General features: G+C 27.2%; 19 protein-coding genes and 1 tRNA gene. 7 read left to right on the top strand and 13 right to left on the bottom strand.

What is annotated here, in order from left to right:
• Positions 1 to 241: 241 nt before the first annotated feature.
• The 13 genes from H2279_RS04170 to tgt all read right to left on the bottom strand — a co-directional run bounded on the left by H2279_RS04170 (position 242) and on the right by tgt (position 13,495).
• Positions 242 to 1,105 carry a hypothetical protein gene (locus tag H2279_RS04170; RefSeq protein ID WP_337195710.1) on the bottom strand — a complete coding sequence of 288 codons (864 nt, stop codon included), beginning with the start codon at positions 1,103 to 1,105 and terminating at the stop codon, positions 242 to 244.
• Between the two features lie 11 nt (positions 1,106 to 1,116).
• Complete coding sequence (locus tag H2279_RS04165; protein WP_337195709.1) at positions 1,117 to 5,007, bottom strand: hypothetical protein; 3,891 nt, start codon at positions 5,005 to 5,007, stop codon at positions 1,117 to 1,119.
• Positions 5,004 to 5,876, bottom strand: coding sequence for a hypothetical protein (locus H2279_RS04160; protein ID WP_137624533.1), 873 nt, complete (start codon positions 5,874 to 5,876; stop codon positions 5,004 to 5,006). The genes H2279_RS04165 and H2279_RS04160 overlap by 4 nt, the downstream gene beginning before the upstream one ends.
• Positions 5,869 to 7,053: a hypothetical protein gene (locus H2279_RS04155; protein WP_337195708.1), complete on the bottom strand. Its 1,185-nt coding sequence runs from the start codon at positions 7,051 to 7,053 to the stop codon at positions 5,869 to 5,871. Before H2279_RS04155 ends, H2279_RS04160 begins: the two co-directional genes overlap by 8 nt.
• A gap of 315 nt (positions 7,054 to 7,368) precedes the next feature.
• Positions 7,369 to 7,494: a hypothetical protein gene (locus tag H2279_RS04150; protein ID WP_281276537.1), complete on the bottom strand. Its 126-nt coding sequence runs from the start codon at positions 7,492 to 7,494 to the stop codon at positions 7,369 to 7,371.
• Positions 7,495 to 7,887: 393 nt separating this feature from the next.
• Entirely contained in the window at positions 7,888 to 8,136 is a 249-nt protein-coding gene (locus tag H2279_RS04145) for a hypothetical protein (protein WP_337195707.1), read from the bottom strand.
• Between the two features lie 305 nt (positions 8,137 to 8,441).
• The gene (locus H2279_RS04140; protein ID WP_337195706.1) at positions 8,442 to 9,086 is read right to left on the bottom strand and encodes a hypothetical protein; all 645 of its coding nucleotides are present in this window, start codon (positions 9,084 to 9,086) and stop codon (positions 8,442 to 8,444) included.
• A gap of 67 nt (positions 9,087 to 9,153) precedes the next feature.
• Complete coding sequence (locus H2279_RS04135) at positions 9,154 to 9,438, bottom strand: hypothetical protein (protein WP_337195705.1); 285 nt, start codon at positions 9,436 to 9,438, stop codon at positions 9,154 to 9,156.
• A gap of 100 nt (positions 9,439 to 9,538) precedes the next feature.
• Positions 9,539 to 9,664 carry a hypothetical protein gene (locus H2279_RS04130; RefSeq protein ID WP_337195704.1) on the bottom strand — a complete coding sequence of 42 codons (126 nt, stop codon included), beginning with the start codon at positions 9,662 to 9,664 and terminating at the stop codon, positions 9,539 to 9,541.
• A gap of 63 nt (positions 9,665 to 9,727) precedes the next feature.
• On the bottom strand, positions 9,728 to 10,870 hold the full coding sequence (locus tag H2279_RS04125; RefSeq protein WP_337195703.1) for a lysozyme inhibitor LprI family protein: 1,143 nt from the start codon (positions 10,868 to 10,870) through the stop codon (positions 9,728 to 9,730).
• Positions 10,871 to 11,478: 608 nt separating this feature from the next.
• Positions 11,479 to 11,555: transfer RNA gene (locus tag H2279_RS04120), tRNA-Arg, on the bottom strand.
• Between the two features lie 43 nt (positions 11,556 to 11,598).
• Positions 11,599 to 12,375: a CorA family divalent cation transporter gene (locus H2279_RS04115; RefSeq protein ID WP_137624279.1), complete on the bottom strand. Its 777-nt coding sequence runs from the start codon at positions 12,373 to 12,375 to the stop codon at positions 11,599 to 11,601.
• Positions 12,365 to 13,495 carry a tRNA guanosine(34) transglycosylase Tgt gene (gene tgt / locus H2279_RS04110; protein ID WP_337195702.1) on the bottom strand — a complete coding sequence of 377 codons (1,131 nt, stop codon included), beginning with the start codon at positions 13,493 to 13,495 and terminating at the stop codon, positions 12,365 to 12,367. Before tgt ends, H2279_RS04115 begins: the two co-directional genes overlap by 11 nt.
• 33 nt (positions 13,496 to 13,528) lie before the next feature.
• Between tgt and H2279_RS04105 the strand changes: the two genes are divergently transcribed.
• The 7 genes from H2279_RS04105 to grpE all read left to right on the top strand — a co-directional run bounded on the left by H2279_RS04105 (position 13,529) and on the right by grpE (position 21,988).
• Positions 13,529 to 14,917 carry a COG3400 family protein gene (locus H2279_RS04105; protein WP_337195701.1) on the top strand — a complete coding sequence of 463 codons (1,389 nt, stop codon included), beginning with the start codon at positions 13,529 to 13,531 and terminating at the stop codon, positions 14,915 to 14,917.
• A gap of 68 nt (positions 14,918 to 14,985) precedes the next feature.
• Entirely contained in the window at positions 14,986 to 16,041 is a 1,056-nt protein-coding gene (gene aroB, locus H2279_RS04100; RefSeq protein WP_337195700.1) for a 3-dehydroquinate synthase, read from the top strand.
• The gene (locus H2279_RS04095) at positions 16,038 to 17,588 is read left to right on the top strand and encodes a mechanosensitive ion channel domain-containing protein (RefSeq protein WP_337195699.1); all 1,551 of its coding nucleotides are present in this window, start codon (positions 16,038 to 16,040) and stop codon (positions 17,586 to 17,588) included. Before aroB ends, H2279_RS04095 begins: the two co-directional genes overlap by 4 nt.
• Before the next feature lie 3 nt (positions 17,589 to 17,591).
• Positions 17,592 to 18,860, top strand: a complete 1,269-nt coding sequence (mtaB, locus tag H2279_RS04090) for a tRNA (N(6)-L-threonylcarbamoyladenosine(37)-C(2))-methylthiotransferase MtaB (protein ID WP_337195698.1) — start codon at positions 17,592 to 17,594, stop codon at positions 18,858 to 18,860.
• A complete protein-coding gene (locus H2279_RS04085) occupies positions 18,850 to 20,454 on the top strand; it encodes an ATP-dependent metallopeptidase FtsH/Yme1/Tma family protein (RefSeq protein WP_337195697.1) in 1,605 nt (534 codons plus the stop codon). Before mtaB ends, H2279_RS04085 begins: the two co-directional genes overlap by 11 nt.
• A gap of 221 nt (positions 20,455 to 20,675) precedes the next feature.
• The gene (locus H2279_RS04080; protein WP_337195696.1) at positions 20,676 to 21,464 is read left to right on the top strand and encodes an HrcA family transcriptional regulator; all 789 of its coding nucleotides are present in this window, start codon (positions 20,676 to 20,678) and stop codon (positions 21,462 to 21,464) included.
• A complete protein-coding gene (gene grpE / locus H2279_RS04075) occupies positions 21,461 to 21,988 on the top strand; it encodes a nucleotide exchange factor GrpE (protein ID WP_137624271.1) in 528 nt (175 codons plus the stop codon). Before H2279_RS04080 ends, grpE begins: the two co-directional genes overlap by 4 nt.
• The last annotated feature ends 22 nt before the right edge of the window (positions 21,989 to 22,010 follow it).

The following is a 22,010-nucleotide window of genomic DNA, read 5'->3' as shown; positions in this document are numbered from 1 at the left end:
GTGTAATAAATTTATTTTTTATAAAAAATTATACTTTAAAATAATTATTTTTTATGAGTCAAGATAAATTTTTATTCTTATGAGTAAATAATTAAATATGTTTGCAAGACTTTGAAAATATTTTGTTTGATTTGTTTTTTAAATTTTGAAAGATATTTAAAGTTTTAATTGCATTGTCGTTGCTTTTTAAGAAAAATATTTTTAATAATTTTTATAAAAATATCTAAAGCGATTTTAATTTTTATTTGCGCTTAAAATATTGTGCATAATCAAAAGGTCGCTCTTTTAACTTAAAATAAAATTTATTATGAAGTTGATTCGTAATATTTAAAGTTTTTTGAAGTGTTCCTGAAGAATATTTCAAAGCACCATTATATATCATTTCTTCTTTTTGTAAATAACCCACAGCATACTCCAAAGGGGAAATATTTGAGAAAAATAATTCAATAAGATTGAAATTTAAATTATTATCTGCTTCTGTATATAAAGAGTGGTTATCATACATTTTATAAGCAGCTAGGTTGAAGAATAAATTATTTTTATCTTGATACAAGCCTATATCATAAGCAATGATAAATTGTCTTAAACTCCATACAAGATAAGAATAAAATAAATCATCATTAAAATCTATTATTTCATAGTCATTTTCTTGCACCATTTTATCTAATATTGAAATTAATGTAAGTTTGCTTAAACTTGTGTTTTGAACATTATAAATCTTAATGCCTTGAGATTGGTTAATTTCATTAATATAAGAATTGAGAAAATTAATATTATCATTATACAATTTTAAAAAATATTTTTTTACTTCTATGTTATTTATAATTTCATCGGGATTATTTTTAAAATAAAAATCTTTAATTCCCTGAAAGCAGTTTTCATCAATATTAAACGCTTGAAAGATGATATTTTTTTTCTCAAATATAATTTTACCTAAATAGATACCGACCTCAAATTTGAATTTTTTTTTGAGATTATATTCTTTTTTTAAGTATTCTTCATCAAGTCCTTTTATACTCATATCACTTTGCAAACCTAAATAAATAGTTTTATCTTCTCTTATATTGGAGATATAATTTTTAAGCGGTATTTTTAAAATTTTCATTATTTTCCTTACTATAAATTTCTACCTATAAAGGTTTCTACATATCTTGGATCTCTTTCGTTGGGTTGAATTTCATAAGCATCTTGCGTGGAGCCTATGTTGCAACCGACTAAATAATTCTCACTAGGATCGCAAATTCTATTAAATTTATCAAAAATAATTTTTTCATTAATATAAGCTTTTTCAGAATAAAAAATATATCTGCCTAAGGCATCCATATTATAACTGTAATGTTTTTCTATATAAAAATGCCTACATTCATGAAAAACTGTTTTTGCAAATTCTTTGAAATAAGCTTTCATAATATATTGATTTAATCTTACTTCGTTATCTTCGTAAGATCCAAAAGATAAAGATCCGCTAGGTTTTTCATTGTAAAATATCACTTTTTCTAAAGGCAAATCAAATCTTTTACAAAGAGTTTGAGTCAATGCTTTTAGGAAATCTTTACATTCTTTAAGATCTCTGTTTTTATTATTTAAAAGATCTGTATGAAATTGATTAAAGCTTTTGCCATCCTTATATTCTGAAGGTAAAATTTCATTAACTATGGTATTAATATATTTAAAATCTCTATCTCGCAAATAAGCTTCTTTATCTTTTTCTGAAACACTTGCCAAAAGTCCTTTATTGACTATATCAAATCTATAATAAATATAAGCAATTTTTCCGGCAAATTGAGGATAAATTCTAAGATAAGTAAAAAAATCTCTTTTTTCTTGGTTTTTTAAACAAGCCCTTAAGAACCAATTTGCTTCCTCAATGCTATTGATAGATTGTTGTCGGTTAAGATGATATATATTTGTATTTTTTAGCTCTTCCCTTGTAAATAGTTCTTTTACTTGATCATCTCTCCCCCAGCCAACTCTAAAACTCATATCTATGATTTTATAAGCATCGTTTAAGTTAGGAAGTCTTTTAAATTTATTTTTATCTTCATAGGCAAATACCAAAGCATAATATTTATCAAATTCCTCTTCATTGGCTCTTGTTAATGGCAATGAAAATCCTATTTTATTAAATTCTTCTTCCTTTTCTTCATCATCCATTTCCCAGCATTCATGGAAATATTTACTTTCATCTTTTAAAAATTTTACATCTTTAAATTCTAAATTTTCTTTACCCTCTAGGATTCTTTGAAGTCTTTCTTCATTTTGAATTTGAGCTAAAGCCCAAACAATATTTACATCATCTTTTAACCCATGAACTTCATATTCTAAATAAGTCCCTGGTGCAAAATTTGCTTTTTCATCAACAATAATTTCTGCACCTTTTTCAGCGCTTACAATATCTTCATCCTCATCAAGATCCCATTCTGTTGTTTTTATAAATTTAAGCTTCGATTTTTCTTTCTTTGGATACTCCACTTTTAAAGAAACAATCCCTTCTTTTTCACTCCGTATAAATTTAACTTGTTTGCTTAAATTTTCTAACAGCTCACTTTGTGCCATACCTATGCTGCCACTACTGCCAAATTCCCCCCTCTCATTGATACTATAAAGATATAAATTATCCTTAATGATACTTTGTTCTTTTTTATTTTTTTTATCTTTTTTATTTTGATCTTCTTTAGTTTTTACTTCTTTTGAAGTTTTAGAACATTCTTTATCCGTATATAATCTTACACAATATTTTCCCCAAGTTTGTCCTATCTCAAAAGGATAATCCTTTAAAAAACTAGGTTGTATATCCTTAGCTATTTCGTTTATTTTTAAATAATACATTCCTTCAGGTAAAGTTCCAAATTTATCTTGAATACTTTCATCATCATAGTAAAAATAAGCTTTCCCGCTTTTGCTATTGTTATTTGGATAAAAATAATTTGCAATTTGTTTTTTACTTCTTTTTTCATTATCTGCTTTAGCTGTGCCACTTCTTGCTATATAAGAGTTGATTAAATCATTACCTTTATAATGATAAACATTAAATCCATCATAAACTAAATGATCTTTAGCTTTAAATTTAAGTATCAGTCCAATTTTATGTTCAGTATAATTGTTAAATATTCTTTTAGCATTTTGTATAGGAGTAGGAAAATAAGCTTCTTCTTCATCAAGTTTTACTTTAAAACTATAGCAATCACTAAAATACTTTTCTTTATCAAATCTTATTTTACCTTTTTCATCACTGCGTCTTTTTAGATTAACCACTCTTAAAGCTTCATCATGTTTAAAACCTTTGATAATGATTTTAGCATTAGCAATGGGTTTATTGTATTCATCTTTTAAATATAGAGTGATAAATTGAGGTTCTTTAGCATTGGATGAGGATTCATCTAAAGGTTCTTTTGAAAGTTTGTTAAAGCTTGTATCCTTATAAACAATTCCTTTCTTAAGTTCTTTAAGTTCTAATTTAATATTTAAACTTTCTTCTAATAAGGAATAATTTTTAATCTTTGCATTGTAATAATCATATTTTATATTTAAATCTTTTAAAGAATTTAAATCTTCTTTATCATATTTAAAATAATAAATTAAATTTTCTTTTTTATCTTCAAATGAAAATGGATTATTTTCACAAGCTCCTAAAAGAAGTTTTTCATAGAAAAACACCCTTGCGTTTAATTTTTTAAATTTAATATCATATTCTTTTTCTATCATCTTAATATCAAGTAAGCTTTCATCTTTGATAAAGATATCACAATGATTATCATAAATGTGGATTAGATTTGACATAGATGAGGCATTATTTAAAAAGATAATTCTTTTATTTTTATCTTTATTTTCTAAAATGAAATGATTGAGATTTTTAGAATGGGAGGTAAGGTTGTATTCTTGAAAATTTTCTTTATTTTGTTCTAGTATATTTTTATTTTGAATTTGATTAAATGCTATGATGCTTTTATAAAGTTCTTTTCTTGCTTGTAAATAAGTATCTGTAATTTTATTTTTGTGTAATAAGAATATAATATAAAAGCTAGAATTATAAGGAAATTTTTCTCCTATATATTGTGTATTTAATAAAGCTTGATTGTTTTGATTTAAGCTAGTAAAATTTTCGCAAAAATATAAAGCTTTTAATAAATAAGGTTCTGAGTTGATATTAATATTGTCTATTGTATCTTTTGGACTTAATACTTTGTAATTATTTTGCAATTCATTTGTTTTTTCAATGGTATTATTAAGTATAGGAGTTTTTTTAAAGTCATAAAAAGGAAAATAATAATGCTTTAAATCTTTGACAATTTTGCCATTATAGTATAATTGAATTTTTTGCATATTTTTAATTTGTGTTTTATGACAATGCGCTAAATTATAATAATATCTTTCGTTGGAAGTTAAACCCAAAGATAAATGAGTTTCAAATTCTCTCATAACATCAACAAAGGAAATACCATACTCTTTTAACCAAGATTCTATTTTAGAATTAATCCACCAAAGAGCTACCATTGCTGTGCCAACAATAGCAATGCCTGCTAAAATTCCAAGTGTTGCACTACCGGTAAAAATGGCTATTGCCACAAAAGCAGAAATGGCTGCTTGAATTGCTATTTTTGCTCCTATTATAAAAAGCTTTGAAGCTACAGTTTCAGAGCCAATTTTTACAATAACTTTTAAGCCATCTCCTGTTTTTTGGTATTCTATTAAAGCATCAATTACACCAAGGGTATTATCTGCTCTTTTTATGATGATTTTAAAAGGGAGTAGGTAGGGTTCTAATTTTTTGAAAGTTTGTTTTAGTGCATCTGTTCCATCACTCAGATATCCAGTAGCACCTTTCATAGTTTGAATTTTATCTTGCTGTGAGGTAGTATCTTCTGTTTTATTTTCATCTTCGATTTCCTTAAGCAGTCTTTCTCCTATCTCATCCACACCTGCTTCTTTTAAAGGAATTTGTAAATCTTTTTCTGTTTCATTTAAATCTTCTTTAACTAATGATTCTTTTTCTAATTCTTTATTCATTTAGCACATTCCTTTAATTTAGTTTGTAGGGTTTTAAGTTCATTGATTTGTTTTGAATTAAGTTTGTAATGTTGAAAAACATTAATTATTTTTTTAAAGTCTACTTTTAAATCATCATCAGTATATATTTTTGATTTTTGATTTAAAAACAATAAAACTTTATCAGCAGCAAGATTAATTTGATTCATACCTTTTAAAATGCTTATGGTTTTAGGATTATTCAAATCACACATAAAATCTTGTGAAAATTCACTAGGATATGGAATAGAAAATATATAATCAAGTCCAATTAGCATGTTGATATACGTTCCAATTTCAACTACTGTGAAACTATCAATACGTTTTCGTAAAAAACCTTTTTCTAAAAAATTTTCTAAATTAGTATTTAAATATAACAAAAAGTCTTCAAGAGCATTAAATCTTTCCTTATCAAATGAAAAATAAGTTTTTTTTCCTATAAAAGTTTTTTCTCTATCTAAAAGATAGAGTATGATATCCATATTTGATTTTTCTATAGCATGACCTGCTTGTCTCATAAGTTCAACATTCTCATCTGTGATATTGAAGATAATTAAAGTTTTCATACTTTCAATACCTGTTTGCATCATCTTAAGATTTTCAATAATCATTTTTGTAACTTTTTCTTGATTATAGGTTTCTTTGGATAAGTTTTTTGCAAATTCTAATTCTTTTTTGCCCTCATTTTTACTCCATTTAATCAAAGTATTAAGATCTTCTCTCGCTTTGTTTTCTTTAGCTTCTTTAAATTCTAAAGCTCCATGGATGAAGTCATAAATATTGCTAATAATTATTATAGAAATTAGTATAATAAAAACTATAGTAGAAATTCTTTTTGTTACCTTAAGCAATATTTTTCTCCTTAAAAACAAGATTGTTTTGTGCTATAACATTATCAAGTAAAAGATTAAAATCTTGTTCTTTTGTATTGTTTGTATTGTCATTTTCTTGATTTGAATTTTCATTTTTGTTTGAATTTTTATTTATTTCTTTATATTCATTTGTTGTTTTATCTTTACTATTTATTTCTTCATTTGCAATTAAAGAATTGATATAAAGTTCATAAGCATTTTCTAAATCTTTAAAACCAAGCTTTTTAAATTCATTCATGCTTTTATAAAGTTCTTTTCTTGCTTGTAAATAGGTATTGTTTAGTTTGGTTTTATGGAGGATGAAAGTAGTATAAAAGCTAGAATTATAGTTTAATTCTTTTATTGTGTTTTCATCAAATAAGGCTTGTTGGTTTTTATCAAATAAAGCATAATCTTCACAAAAATATAAAGCTTTTAAAAGATAAGGTTTTGAGTTGATATTAATACTATTAATATCTTCTAAAGAGAGTTTTTGTATATAGGCTATTTTTAAATTATTGATTACTTGTATACACATAAGTTTATAATTATTATATTCTTGACTAAAATGATTAAGATTTTCTAAAAATATTTTATACCCATTGATATAATCTTTTTCATCTTGTATATTATTTATGTACTTAAGACTTTGATTAAAAATACTATTGTTATAAAAATTACAAGAGAAACTATCAAAATTAAATTCTTTTAATAAATTGCTGTTTTTATTATCTATGGAGCATAAAGGAACAAAAGAATTTTGTATGTTTTTATAGTAGGGGTAGAGTTCATTGTTGGAAAGATTAAATGCTTGTTGAACTTTATTTGCACCAAAATAAATAATTTTTTGTGTTGGTTTTTTGATTAAAGAAACTATGGCGCTTGATCCAACAATGCTTCCAATATAATATAATGGTCGCTCTTGAATGTCTTGTTTTAATAGTTGAAATGTTTTTTCTCTAACTTTATCATTTAAAATTATAAGTTTAATAGCCTTATAAAAGACTTCAGCTTGTTCAATAGCCTCATCTTGTTTTGTATCGTCGTCTAAAATTATATTTTCGATTCCAATAATTTTTATTACAAAGTGTCCCAATTCCAAAGCTGTTATAACTGTAGAATCAAATATACCATTTACTAAATCATTAATATGTTGTAAGATAGTCTTATTGGACATTTTGCCTATCCTTTGCTCTAAGTTAGATATATAAAATATACCAAAACAATTTTATAAAATAAATAAAAAATAATTGAAAAAATTATTTTTAAACTTGTGCTTAAATGAAAAATTTCTAGTAAATTCATAAAATAATGCCACAATATAAATAAAATTAAAATATCATTAAAAATACTATACAAAAAAATAAATAATGAATTCGTTTTATATTTAGTTGTACATTTTTTACAAATTAATTCTTTGCCAAAACCTAATAAAAATATATTTGATACATTTTGCAATTTATTGATTTTTGTTTTACAAACTTCACATTCTTTATAAAAGGACATTGATTTCTCCATCGGTTTTCTTACTACTCTCTACGGCTTCTTGCCCTTCTCTTAAAGCTTCTTTTATACTTTCTTCAATGTTAATAGTAGCATTGTTTTCATTTACATTCATTTAAAGCCTTTTGAGTTTTATTTATCAAATATAAGCTGAGTTTGAAAAATTTTTAAATTCATTCTCGCAATTCTTATTAGCTATACTAGGAATCTTAGAAGTTAAATTTAAATCTAAATTATTAAATTTTTTCATTTTTTCAAACATTAGGTTTCTACCTGCAAAAGAACATATTTTGGAATTAAGATTTAAAAAGGATACATATATAATAAATGTTCCAGTAAATCGTGCATAAAGGAGAATAAAGTAATTTTACAAGTATAGCAAATATTGTTATAAGCACAACACAAGGTATATAAATCTTTTAAGTTTATAAAAAGGTTTGTTCATTTAATTCTCTTCTCATTGATACTATAAAGATATAAATTATCCTTAATGATACTTTGTTCTTTTTTATTTTTTATCTTTTTTATTTTGATCTTCTTTGGTTTTTACTTCTTTTGAAGTTTTAGAACATTCTTTATCCGTATATAATCTTACACAATATTTTCCCCAAGTTTGTCCTATGAAAAAATTTCGAAATATTCCGAAATTTGTAGCATTGGTATATCTATCTACATATTTCATATAATCAAGTGCTGAAGCTTGTATGATTATTTCTTTTTCATCTCTTGCTTGATAATCTTTACCTAATAAGCACACGGTTATCTTTTCTGGCTAAATCACTTGGTGGTGTGCTTTGCCCCCAAAGATAATAAGATAAAATTTCTATTCCATAATCGCCTTTTAAATTTAACGATGCCATTCATCCCTCCATTGCATATCATGAAATAATTGATAATATAATCCAGGAGGATCAAAGTCATAACGCATTTCAACTTCGCCACAATTTGTAATAGGATAATAGATATATTCATGATTGTTTTTATTATCTTTATTTTTCCAATATTCTACAGTGCCTTTTTTAAATTTAAAGTCATGGTCGTTTTCAATAAAATATTTTTGTATCATAAAGCAAAAACAGAATAACCAAATTTTGAATAATAGCCAGTATCGCCACCAACGACAATAAATCTAATATCATAAGGGATAAAAGTAAAATCACCTAACCTGTCTTCTAAGAGTAAAGAATATTTAAGTTCTAAATCATCTGTTAAAATTTTTTCCTCCTCAAAAGGCCTTACAATGCTAAAACCTTGCATCATTTTTTGCATATTTTCTTCTTGGCTTTTATTAAGATCAATTTGTTTTGCAATATCATCGATACCAAATTGTTTGCCGTTGCTGTAAAATTGACAATTTAAACCTTTCTTTGCTTTTTCTTTGCTTGAATAATAGCAATTAGTGATATCAAGCCAATCTCCATCTGCATTCATAACTAGTGGATCATGTGCTTGATTATAAAGTTTTTCAAGCCAATCTTTAGTAGCTCTTTCAAATAATTCATTTTGGCTTAATCTTCTACCTTCTTTTATACAATAACCCTCTTGATTAAGTGTTACTATAGGACGTAAAGTCACTTTTACATAACCATTTTTAATTTCAGTATAAAAAAGTATTTTATATACTATAAATAATATAGCTATAATCCAAACTATTTTTTTTAATTTTGTATTAAATAAGTAATTAAATCTATAAAAAAGTTTTTTCATTTATGTTCCTAAAATCTAAGCTATTTTATAATAATCCTTATAAACAATTCCTTTCTTAAGTTCTAATTTAATATTTAAACTTTCTTCTATATCGTGTATTTAATAAAGCTTGATTGTTTTGATTTAAGCTAGTAAAATTTTCGCAAAAATATAAAGCTTTTAATAAATAAGGTTCTGAGTTGATATTAATATTGTCTATTGTATCTTTTGGGCTCAATACTTTGTAATTATTTTGCAATTCAGTATTTTTATTATTAAGTATAGGAGTTTTTTTAAAGTCATAAAAAGGAAAATAATAATGCTTTAAATCTTTGACAATTTTGCCATTATAATATAATTGAATTTTTTGCATATTTTTAATTTGTGTTTTATGACAATGCGCTAAATTATAATAATATCTTTCGTTGGAAGTTAAACCCAAAGATAAATGAGTTTCAAATTCCCTTATAAAATCAATAATTTAACCAAGATTCTATTTTAGAATTAATCCACCAAAGAGCTACCATTGCTGTGCTAACAATAGCAATGCCTGCTAAAATTCCAAGTGTTGCACTACCAGTAAAAATGGCTATTGCCACAAACTTGGCTCGAAGCGTTACAAAAATAATTGGGTGAATTAAACGCTTTTAAATAATACCTTGTTAATTTTTCCTAATATAAATTTTATAATATCTCTTTTCATAAGTGCATTTTAATTCTCTTTTATCGCCTTTTAAAAGATAAATGCGTTCTGTTGGATAAGTAGATTTTTCATCATCCTGAAATCTGCGATTATAAAGGGTAATATAATTTTTTCCTTTAAACTCCATAACTCCATAGTATAAATAGCCTAGCATAGGACTTCCAAATTCAAATTTTAGTGGTTGTGAAATTTTATTGCTTGGCAAGGCATATAAACCAAATACTACAGCAACATTACTGTCAAGACTTCCTTGAAGAATACCTCGAGTACCCGTTCCATAAAAATGCAAATCATCCCCATAGATTTTATCACTTGCTTTATCTAGCTTACCATTTTTATATATCCAAAGTGCTTCATAATAATCCCCTGATATAAAAATCAAATTTTCGGGCACTCCATCATTGTTAATATCAATTTTTCTTTTATACATTTTAGTATTATCGAGAAAATAAAATTTTTCACCACCTTTGTGTTTGAAAGCTTTTGCTATTTCTTCTTTTATAATCTCTCCCTTTTCTGTGCAAAAATCTGTAGTCATACCATATCTACTACTTGTTCCAAAAGTACAAAAGCCTATGCTATATGGAGGATTGACAGAAGGAGGAACTTCTTGCCATTTGCTCTCATCAAATTCATCATCATGCTGTCTTGCATATTCACATAATTCTTTATTGTTAGAATCTAGCACCTTACCTAGAAGTTTAAGCAAGTCTGTAATGCGGTTTTCATAAGATTCTTCCAAAAACCAAAAGCGAAATCTATAAGTATCTTCTTCATCATAATCATATTGTAGAAAATCAGCTCTATCAATTTTATTTAAATTTTTAATAAATGCCCTTTGTGAATCTAAAAGATCTTTTAGTCTTTGCTCCTTATCAGGAAACTTAGAGACTTTTAACTCTTTTCTTAATTGTGTATAGACTTCACCCATATAGCGATCTAAATTTTGTAACTGCCCGCTTTTATCATTGCATATCATCTTTTCAACATTGCTTTTTGCTTTAGCACAATCAAAACTAGGTTTAGCTTCACTTGGAGATTGGGCATTAGCACCAATACCTAACATTAAACATAATCCTAAAACTATTGAAAACTTTTGCATGGATACTCCTTTAAATGTTATTAAAGATATTTAAATACTGCAATTAATTTGCATATTATATAAAACAATAAGAAAAATAATAAATTTAAACCAAGTAAATAATACTTCTCTTTTTTCACTAAAGGAATTTTATGCTTTTTTAAAATAAAAATTTTAAATATTAAAAGATAAATAAGAGAGCAGATATAAAAATTAAGGTTGTAAAAAATATAAAATCAAGTTCAGCTTTTAAATGAATATTATCATAAGATATTGCAATTGAAAAAATGATTCCGGTGCTAACACAGCAAATAATTCCATAAAAAACCAATAGATAATACTTTTTTCTTTGGATAAAATTTGCCTGATCTTAGGAAAAAATAAAGCAATGATAAAAGGTGCTAACCCTTTTAAAATTTCTTGAGGAAATGAGACGCAAATGATGAATGCAGCCCATAGACAACTAAAAATATAATCTCCCAGAGTTGTCATAATTGAACCTTAATTTTAAATTTATATATTTTATAAAAAATACATAAACTAAAATGATTTTATTTTTTTATAGTGATTTTATAAAGATGAAAGCTTAATTTTTATGATAAATCTAAATGAATGTTTTTGAAGTTTAATGGTGCGCTCAAGAGGATTCGAACCTCTGGCCTTTTGAACCGCAATCAAATGCTCTATCCAGCTGAGCTATGAGCGCATTTTTAAAGACGCTATTATATAATATTTTTCTTAAAAATAGGTTATTTGTTTGATTTTTTAGTAATTTTATCATCGAATTCCAATTCTTTTTTTCTTTTTTTATAATAAACAATAAGTCCAAGCACTAAAATCAAGCATATAAGTGTAAAAATATACCAAGTAGCATTTTTATTGCCGTTTAAAAATAACCCATTTGTATTCATTCCAAAAAAACCTACGATTAAATTTAGAGGCAAAAATATCGCAGAAAGGACGCTTAAAAAATATAAACTTTGATTAATCCTTTCATTTTTGATCGCATTTATAAATAAATGTAATTCGTTAAGTCTTGTTAGAATTTCTTTGCTATTTTTCAAAGCTATATTAGCGCCAAAAATCAATGGTCTTAAGGCTTTTTTATGCGGACTTGATTCAGCAAGTAAATTTAAAGCTTCATTAAATAGAGAAAGGTTTTTTAAATTTTTATTTATTTTTTGCTTTAAAATGAAACTTTTTTTAAAAAAATTTTTAATCAAATTGCCCTTTAAAAGGATATTTTCTTTATGCTCTATAATATTTTCAAAATGTGTATTCATCGCTTTATATTCATCCAAGTTAGCACGGATAATGTTTAGAAAATCATTAAGGTTGAAAATTTTAAATTCTGTATTTTCTAACTTGAAAATATATTCTTCCTCAAATCCAAAAACATGAATCTTTTCTTTATCTGTTTTGGAGTTTAATGAGGATAAAATTAAAATTTTTTGCCCTAGAAAATCCATATATAAAGTGTTGGAATTTTTACTTAAAAATTTAGCTAAATTATCATCATACTGCATTGTTTAACCTTTTAGAATAAAAATCTTTTCTAAATTTATTAAATTCGTTTTTTTGAATCGCCTCTCTCATTTGTTTTACCAAATCAAGATAATAATGCAAATTATGCAAACTTGCTAAGCGAAAAAAAGTTAGCTCCTTAGCTTTAAAAAGATGATTTAAATAAGCACGTGAGAAGGTGCGGCAAGTGTAGCATTGACAAGTTTTATCTATAGGATCGTGATCGTTAATAAATTCTGCTTTTTTGATATTAAATTTGCCAAAGCTAGTGAAAAAAGTTCCATTTCTAGCATTTCTTGTTGGCATAACACAATCAAACATATCTACCCCACGTGCAACATTTTCTACTAGATCTTCAGGGGTGCCAACGCCCATTAAATATCTAGGACGATTTTCGTCTAAAAAAGGATTTAAATTCTCTACAGTTTCATACATAAGAGCATTTTCCTCTCCGACACTAAGCCCTCCTATAGCTAGTCCATCAAATTCCATTTCATTTAAAGCTAAGGCGCAACGTTTTCTTTCTTCATAATCAGTTCCGCCTTGGATGATTCCAAAAATATTTTGATCTAAACCTATGTTTTGTTTTTGCATTTTTTTATGATATTCTATGGCTTCTTTTGCCCATAAAATAGTCCTATCAACAGAAATTTTAACCCTTTCTTTGGTTGCAGGTAGAGCAACTAGATCATCTAAGATCATCATAATATCTGATTTAAAAGTATATTGGATATCCAAAACACTTTTAGGAGTAAAAAGATGCTTGCTTCCATCAATATGACTTTTAAATTCTATACCTTCATTAAAATGTTTTGAATTTTTACTTAAAGAAAAAGCTTGAAAACCACCACTATCGGTTAAAAAACTTCTATCAAATTGAGTAAAACCATGCAAGCCTTTAAAATTTCTAATCACCTCCAAACCAGGACGCAAATACATATGATAAGTATTAGCAAGAATGATTTTTGCATCGAGTTCTTTTTTAAGATCGTTAGCATCAAGGCTTTTAACCGCACCCACTGTTCCAACAGGCATAAAAATAGGAGTTTCAAAGGTGCTATGTTCTGTAGTGATTTCACATACTCTAGCCATGCCATCTTTATACTTTAATTTAAATTCCATTTGATATAATTCCTTTTTTTGGAGATAAACACAATGAATCATATTTTAATTATAATTGATGGAATTTTAGCAAAGCATTTCTTAGAAAGGCTTTGTTTTGAAAAAGGTTTAGGGTATTTTTTTACTATCGTTTGCCAAGAAGAACTTAATATAAAGAGTGATTCTTTAGAATTATATCGTTTTGATCCTACCAGTACAGCACGTCTTGAAACGATTATGGGTAAAAACTTTAAACAAGCTTTTATTTACATGCAAGATGAATTTGAGGCGAAAAAAACTTATGAGGCTTTGCGTTTATTAGATATCAATTTAGAAATTGAAATTATGGATTTTTGGGGATTAAGCATCAGCGATTCTCATGTAAATTTAATCGATGCGAGAATGACTTTGAGTCGTAGATTGATGAATTTTTTTCCAGATATCGCTCTTACTGCCCAATGCGTAGGACTCGGAGAAGGGGAGATTATGGAGGTGAAAATTCCTTCAGGATCTATTTTTGCCTACAGACATATTAGATCTATTCAACAAAAAAGATGGCGTATAGTATTGATTTATAGAAATTCAAAAATTTATTTTGTGAAACCTAGCTTTGTTTTAGAACCTAATGATAGCATTTTAATCGTAGGAGATCCTGTTGTTCTTCAAACTATTTTTCACAATATCAGAGATAAAGCAGGGCAGTTTCCTATTCCTTTTGGAAGTAATATTTTTACCCTTATTGATATGAAAAATATGAGTGAAAAAACTCAAGAGAATTTGATCAATACAACCTTATATCTTGAAGAAAAAAGCAATGCAAAGAAAAGTTTTATAAGAGTGATAAATCCTAAAATGAGTCCTATATTTCATAAATTAAAAGAATTATTTTATGAAAAAGAAGGGGTGTTTTTTGATTATTTTAATACAGATTTTACCCATTTAGATGCTTTTTTGCAAAATAACGATATAGGGATGCTCATTACAGATTATAAACATTTTCAAAAAGAGAAAAAGAAATTTTTTGATTTAAAAATTCCTATACTAAAAATAGGAGAGTGTGAATTTAAAAACTTAAAAGAATCGGTGATTTTAAGTGCTAATGAAAGCGAACTTGAAAATAATGCCAATGTGATCACTGATTTTAGCAAACAGCTTGATTTTAATCTAACGCTTTATTATTACAATCCTAATTCTCAAAATATCAGCGATATGAAAGAGTATTTTAGCAGTTTATCTAAACTTTATGATAAAAATATTCAAATCATTCACAAAAGAGACGATAATCCGCTTTTAAATTTACAATACCGCAATGATTTATTGCAATTTGTAAGTTTTGAAAAAGAGCTTTTGGGCGGAAATTTTAGCAAAAGTTTAAGTACAAATTTAAACAGACATTATGCTAAAATGAAGCAAAATTATCAGCTTTTTATACCGGTTGAATAAAGCAATTTTAAGCAATAATTAGTCCTAATTTGATAAAATAGATTTAAGAATAAAACAAAAGTGAAAAAATGCAAATAAAAGTCAATTTAAAAGAAAATGCGTATCAAGTTTATATCGATGAATTAGAGAATTTAGAATTTGACACTAAGGTTTTTATACTTTCAAATCCTAAAATTTCAGGACTTCATCTAAAAAAATTACTCGATAAAATTAAAGCTAAAGAGATTTTTATCGCTACGATAAAGGATGGAGAAGAATATAAAAACTTAAACACCATAGAAGAAATTTTAAATCAAATGTTTAATTCTAAGCTTGATAGAAAAAGTATCCTAATAAGCTTTGGTGGCGGAGTGATCAGCGATATGGGAGGATTTGCAGCAAGTATTTATAAAAGAGGCATTGATTTTATCAATATCCCTACGACGCTTTTAGCCTGTGTTGATGCTGCTGTTGGCGGAAAAACTGGAATCAATAACTCTTTTGGAAAAAATCTTATAGGAACTTTTTATCAGCCAAAAGCTGTGTATTGTGAGAGTGAATTTTTAAGAACTTTAGGCGAAAGAGAACTTGCTGCTGGCATGGCAGAATTTATAAAAATGGCAGTGATATTTGATGAAAATTTACTAGCTTTCATAGAAAGTATAGATGAAAAAGCTTTTTTAAGCGCAAAATGTGAAAATGAAATTTTTTCCAAAATTATCGCTAAAAGCATAGAGCTTAAGGCTAAAGTTGTAGAACAAGATGAAAAAGAAAGCCATCTTAGAATGCTTTTAAATTATGGTCATACCTTTGCTCATGTTATAGAAAATTTAACTAATTATAGCGTATATTTGCACGGTGAAGCTGTGGCTATAGGTATGAATATGGCAAATCGTTTAGCCTTAAATTTAAAGCTTTTAAGCGAAAAAGAATGCGATAGAATCGAAAGACTTTTAAGAAAATTTAAACTACCAACGCATTATAAAATCGATAATGTCGATGCTTTTTATGAAGCTTTTTTCATGGATAAGAAAAATTCTAATCAAAAATTAAATTTCATTCTTGCCAATTCTTTAGGCAAAGGCTTGATTAAAAGCGATATTGATCTAAAAGATATCATTAAAACCTTAAAAGAATTCTCATGAAAAAAATCATTTTTCTAGCTTTATTTTTTACCATAGCCTTTGCAGACACCAATAGCACGATCGCTAAAGGCATCCAAGAAAAAATCAACACTTTAAATACCATCATTAATGCAAGTATTTGGAATGTAAGATATGAAAATTTTATGAAATATCAAAATATCAATGATGAAATTCTCATTCTAAATTTAGATCTTAAAAAAACCACAGATATACTCGCACAAGAAGAATTAAAACGTAAAATCAGCAATTTAAAAGAACAGCTTAATTTGTTAAAAGAATACAAAGATTTAAATTTTGCTCAAATTCTTAGCGCTCCAAATCATGTTGAAATTTTGCCAAAACTTACCAATCCTTTAGCCATAATCGGGGCTTTTTCTCATATTAAAAAAATAAAAGGAGAAAAAGAGGAATATTTGTCTAAATTTAACGAGTTTAAAAATTTAGTCGATAAGATCAAGGAGAAAAATTCAGAGCTTAAAGAATTGGTTGATTTTGATCCAAGTCCTAAAAATATACAAGCTTTAAAAGAATCCAATCAAAAATTAGAAGAATTTGATCAAATTTTAAATTTCATCAGTGCTTCTTATTCGGTGTATGAAAAAAAGATTGATGAGGAAATTTCAAGGGTTAGTTCTGAAATTAAGATCCAAACCTTAAGAGCGATTAACATTATCATTTCTATCGTTTTTGTTATTGCTATTTCATTTTTGCTTAAATATATCGCTAAAAAATACATTAAAGACAGCGAAAGATACTATACAGCAACTAAAATCATCAATTTTATCAATATCAATATCATCTTACTTATCTTGCTTTTTGCCTATATAGAAAATATAAGCTATCTTGTAACCATACTAGGATTTGCTTCTGCGGGTTTGGCAATTGCCATGAAAGATATGTTTATGTCTATGCTTGGATGGTGCGTGATTGTCTTTGGGGGTAGTTTTAGAGTAGGTGATCGTATTAAAGTTTTTCAAAATGACACAACTTATGTAGGTGATATCATAGATATTTCTTTTTTAAGAATCACTCTTTATGAAGAGCTTACTCTAGAAACTTATATGAAAAATCGCCGCAGTGGCCGTATTATCTTTATACCAAATAATTATGTTTTTACAAATTTATTGGCTAATTATACCCATCATGGTATGAAAACCATCCTTGATGGAATCGATATTAATATAAGTTTTGATAGCAACATCGAAAAAGCACAAGAAATAGTAGAAAAAATCGTGACTCATCATTCAAAAAAATACACAGAGCTTGCAAGAAAAAACATGCATCGTTTAAAAGATGAATACAGCATTAAAAATTCTAAAGTAGAACCTAGATTTTTTGTATTTTTTGAGCATTGGGGGATGAGAATTTCTGCTTGGTATATGACAAGCTCTTATGCAGCTTTAGTGCTTAGAAGCACAATCAGTAAAGAAATTATTAAAGAGTTTAAAAAACACAGCGATATTAAAATCGCTTATCCAGCACAAAATTTGTATGTGGATAAAATGGACTTAAACCACAAATTTAAAGATTTTCCCATAAAGGAATAAAGATTGAAAGAAAAAGTTTTTTTTAAAACCTTTGGATGCAGAACAAATATTTATGATACAGAGCTTTTAAAACGCTATGTAAAAGATTTTGAAATTACGAATGATGAAAAAGAAGCACAAATTGTAGTTGTCAATTCTTGCACGGTTACAAATGGAGCCGATAGCGGGATAAAATCGTATATTAATACCATGAAAAAACAAGGGATTAAAGTCATACTTACAGGTTGTGGGGCTGTAAGCAAGGGAAAGGAGCTTTTAGAACAAAAGCAAATTTTTGGAGTGCTAGGAGCGTCCAATAAAGATAAAATCAATGAATTTTTAAACGCAAAAACAAGTTTTTATGAGCTTGGAAATTTAAATTTTATTGATAAAGATATCGTTTGCGAGTATGAAAACCACACTAAAGCCTTTGTTAAAATTCAAGAAGGATGCGATTTTGCCTGTTCGTATTGTATCATTCCTAGTGTAAGGGGTAAATCAAGAAGTGTAGTAGAAAAAGATCTTTTAAAACAAGTGGAAATTCTTGCACAAAATGGTTATTCTGAAATCGTTTTAACAGGAACTAACATAGGATCTTATGGTATAAAAAATGGCACAACACTAGGAAAACTTTTGCAAAAAATGGGAAAAATTTCAGGGATAAAGCGTATAAGGCTTGGCAGTTTAGAACCAGCACAAATTGATGAAAGCTTTTTAGAAATTTTAGATGAAGCTTGGATTGAGAAGCATTTACATATCGCTTTGCAACACACAAGCGAAAAAATGCTACGCATCATGAGAAGACGTTCACATACTGATAATGATCTAAAACTTTTTAATCATATAGCAAGTAAAGGTTTTGCTCTAGGGACTGACTTTATAGTGGGTCATCCTGGAGAAAATGAATCTATATGGAAAGAAGCTTTAGATCATTTTAAAAATTTTCCACTCACTCACATACATGCTTTTATTTTTAGTCCTAGAAACAATACTCACTCAGCTACCATGAAAGAAGATCTTGTTAGTGGTGATGTGGCTAAAGAAAGATTAAATCTTTTAAAAGACATCGTAGAAAAAAATAACTATGAATTTAGAAAGAAAAATAAAGTTTCACTTGAAATTTTAGTTGAAACTCAAAAAGATGGTGTTTTTGAAGGTTATGATCAATTTTTTAATAAAATAAAAATAAAAAGCGATCAAGATATAGCTAAAGAATGGTTGCTAATAAACCGATATGAAGTGCAAGAAAAATATAATTTTTCAAATTTTGCAAGGCTGAAAAATGAAAAATAAAAAAATCATACTCATATCTTTTGTGATTTTGTGTGTTCTTTTTGGAATTTTATACATCAAAAACGAACCAAAATACATCGATGAAAGTCTTTATCAAAGTCTTTTGGATCAAAATTTAATCCAAAAAGCCATTATAGATAGTGAAGAAGTTTTGTTAAAAACTAAAGAAGGAAATTATGCCGTTATTAAAGATGGAATCGATTTAAAAACCCTTTTAGCTAAAGTTCCAGTAGAGATAAAAAAAGACAATACTTTATGGCTTATAAGTGTTTTTGTTTTTTTAATCATTTTATTTTTTTTAATCCTTTCTTTTTTAAGAAAAAAAGAAATGGCAAAATACCCAATTTCTACTAATAAAGCATCTAGTGCAAATCAAAATCCCCAACTAGAAAGTTCCAATATCAAGCCTGTGATTTCAAACATAACCTTTAAAGATGTTGCAGGTGTTGATGAGGTTAAAATGGAATTAAGCGAATTAGTAGATTTTTTGCAAAATTCTAAGAAATACAAAGAATTTGGCGTAAAAATGCCTAAAGGCGTTTTGATGGTTGGGCCTCCAGGGGTAGGAAAAACTCTCATAGCTAAAGCCGTTGCCGGAGAGGCGGGAGTTCCTTTTTTTTATCAAAGTGGCTCTAGTTTTGTAGAAATTTATGTTGGAATGGGTGCCAAAAGAGTTAGAGAGCTTTTTTCTAAGGCTAAGATGATGGCACCAAGCATTATTTTTATTGATGAAATTGATGCAGTAGGCAAAGCAAGAGGTGAGATGTCCAACGTTGAAAGGGATAGCACCTTAAATCAGCTTTTAACTCAAATGGATGGCTTTGAGGACAATAACGGCGTTATTGTTATAGCCGCTACCAATAAAATAGAACTCATGGATCCAGCTTTATTGCGTTCAGGGCGTTTTGATAGAAGAATTTTTTTATCTTTGCCCGATTTTAGGGATAGACTTAGAATTTTAAAAATTTACATGAAAGATAAAAATAACAATGTCGATTTAAGCAAAATCGCTAAAGCAAGCGTTGGTTTTAGTGGGGCAGGGCTTGAAACTTTAGTCAATGAAGCGGCGATCAATGCTTTAAGAAGAAATAGCACTTTAGTTGAAGAAAATGACTTTTACGAAGTTTTAAATAAAGTACTTGTGGGCAAAAAGAAAATTTTAACTTTTAACGATGAAGAAAAGAAAATTCAAGCTACTTATCAAGCGGCTAAGGCATTAAGTGCGTATTATTTTGATATAGGGTTTGAAAAATTTACGCTTATTGAGGATCGCTTTAAAGAATATGAAAAAAATATCAGATCCAAATCTGAACTTATCAATCGCATTAAAGTTTATTTAGCCGGTTCTAGAGCTATGAATTTAATCTACAATGAAAGCTACACAAACTCACAAAATGACTTTTTAAAGATCAAAGAATTACTAGAATATATGGTTAATTTTGATATGATAGAAGAGCCTAATTTGGAAGAATATAAAAAAGAAGTGGATGAATTCTTAAGCTCTATGAAAGAAAAAATTTTAAAATTATCAGAACTCCTACTTGATCAAGAAAAAATCGAATACAAAGATATCAAACTTTTTATGCAAATTTAATCTTCAAAATTAACAACACATTGAAATTTCTATATTTTCAATGTGTCTTTACATTAGTTAATAAAATATATTGTATAATACTAACTCATAAAACTTTAGTTATATAGACTAAATTAAATTAAGTAAATTTTTTTATATATATACTTGACAAAATAACACTCAAAGTTGTATAATACTCTTAGCAATTAAAAAAGAGAGTGCTAATTTAAAGAAAGGAAGTCATGAGAAATCACGATAAAAAAGGTTTGATTTTAGATTCTATTATCGAAACTTATTTATTAGATAATGTTCCTATAGGTTCTAATGAGCTTAATTTAAATTTATGCATTCCAGCATCGACTATACGTGTTTATTTGAAAAGATTGAGCGATGAAGGATTGATCACTCAACTTCATATAAGCAGCGGTAGAATTCCAACCGTTTTAACGATGCAAAATTATTGGCAAAATTTTTGGAAAGAAAAACAAAGTGAAATTAATATCACGAACGAGGTTTTTTTAAAAGAATTAAGCAAAGAATTTGAAATTTATTGCTTGGTTTATGGAGGTAGAAATTTAATCTTAAAAGAAATTTTTAATCTTAATACCAAATTTATAGTTTTGGATTTTGAAGAAGAAGAGCTTGTGATAAAATACACCAAAGAAGCTTGGGAATTTTTAAAAACTTTGATAGGTTTTGATCTTTTCAGTATAGAAAATATAGCTTTGAAAGTTTCTTTCATGGAGCTTGTAGAAAAGATCACTTGTTTAAGACAGAATTTGATTTATTATAGAAGTAATGAAGAAAGGGCTTACCAAATTTATCAAAACGATGAATTTGTTAAGCTCTTAGATTGCGGTGTGCATCATTATTTTAAAGACAGCTTAGAATTTGAACCTTTATTTAAAGAAGGTTTTATGGGACTTAAAGTAGATGGGCAATTTTTGGGCGAAGATGTAAATATTATCTTAGCGGGTAGTGTTTATACGGATTATAAAAAAATACTAAAACAAATAAAGGAGGCAGCGTGAGCGAACAAAAGCAAGAAATCGAAAACGAAAATTCACAAGAATGCGAAAATTTGCAAGAAGAAAATACATGCAATGAAGAAAATGAACAAGATAAATTGCAAAAAGAATTCGATGAATTAAAAGATAAATATATGCGTGCAAACGCTGAATTTGAAAATATTAAAAAAAGAATGGAAAAGGAAAAAATAACCGCAATGCTTTATGCTAATGAAGGCTTTGCGAAAGATTTGCTTGATGTTTTAGACGCTTTAGAGGCGGCTTTAAACGTTGAAGCAAAAGATGAAATCAGTTTAAAAATCAAAGAAGGAGTGCAAAATACTTTAGATTTGTTTGTTAAAAAACTTGAAAAAAATGGTATTAAAACCATAGAGGAAGTAAAAGACTTTGATCCAAATTTACACGAAGCGATGTTTCATGTAGATAGCGCGGATCATGAAAGCGGAGGTATTGTGCAGGTTTTACAAAAAGGATATAAAATTAACGATCGCGTGATACGTCCAACAAAAGTAAGTGTAGCAAAATAAATTACAATCGAAAGGATAAAAA

It is taken from the genome of Campylobacter sp. B0100352/1, assembly GCF_020135855.1.
Classification (GTDB): Bacteria; Campylobacterota; Campylobacteria; order Campylobacterales; family Campylobacteraceae; genus Campylobacter_D; species Campylobacter_D taeniopygiae.
The sequence above is the reverse complement of the archived record's forward strand: the minus strand, read 5'-3'. Positions and strand labels throughout refer to the sequence as shown.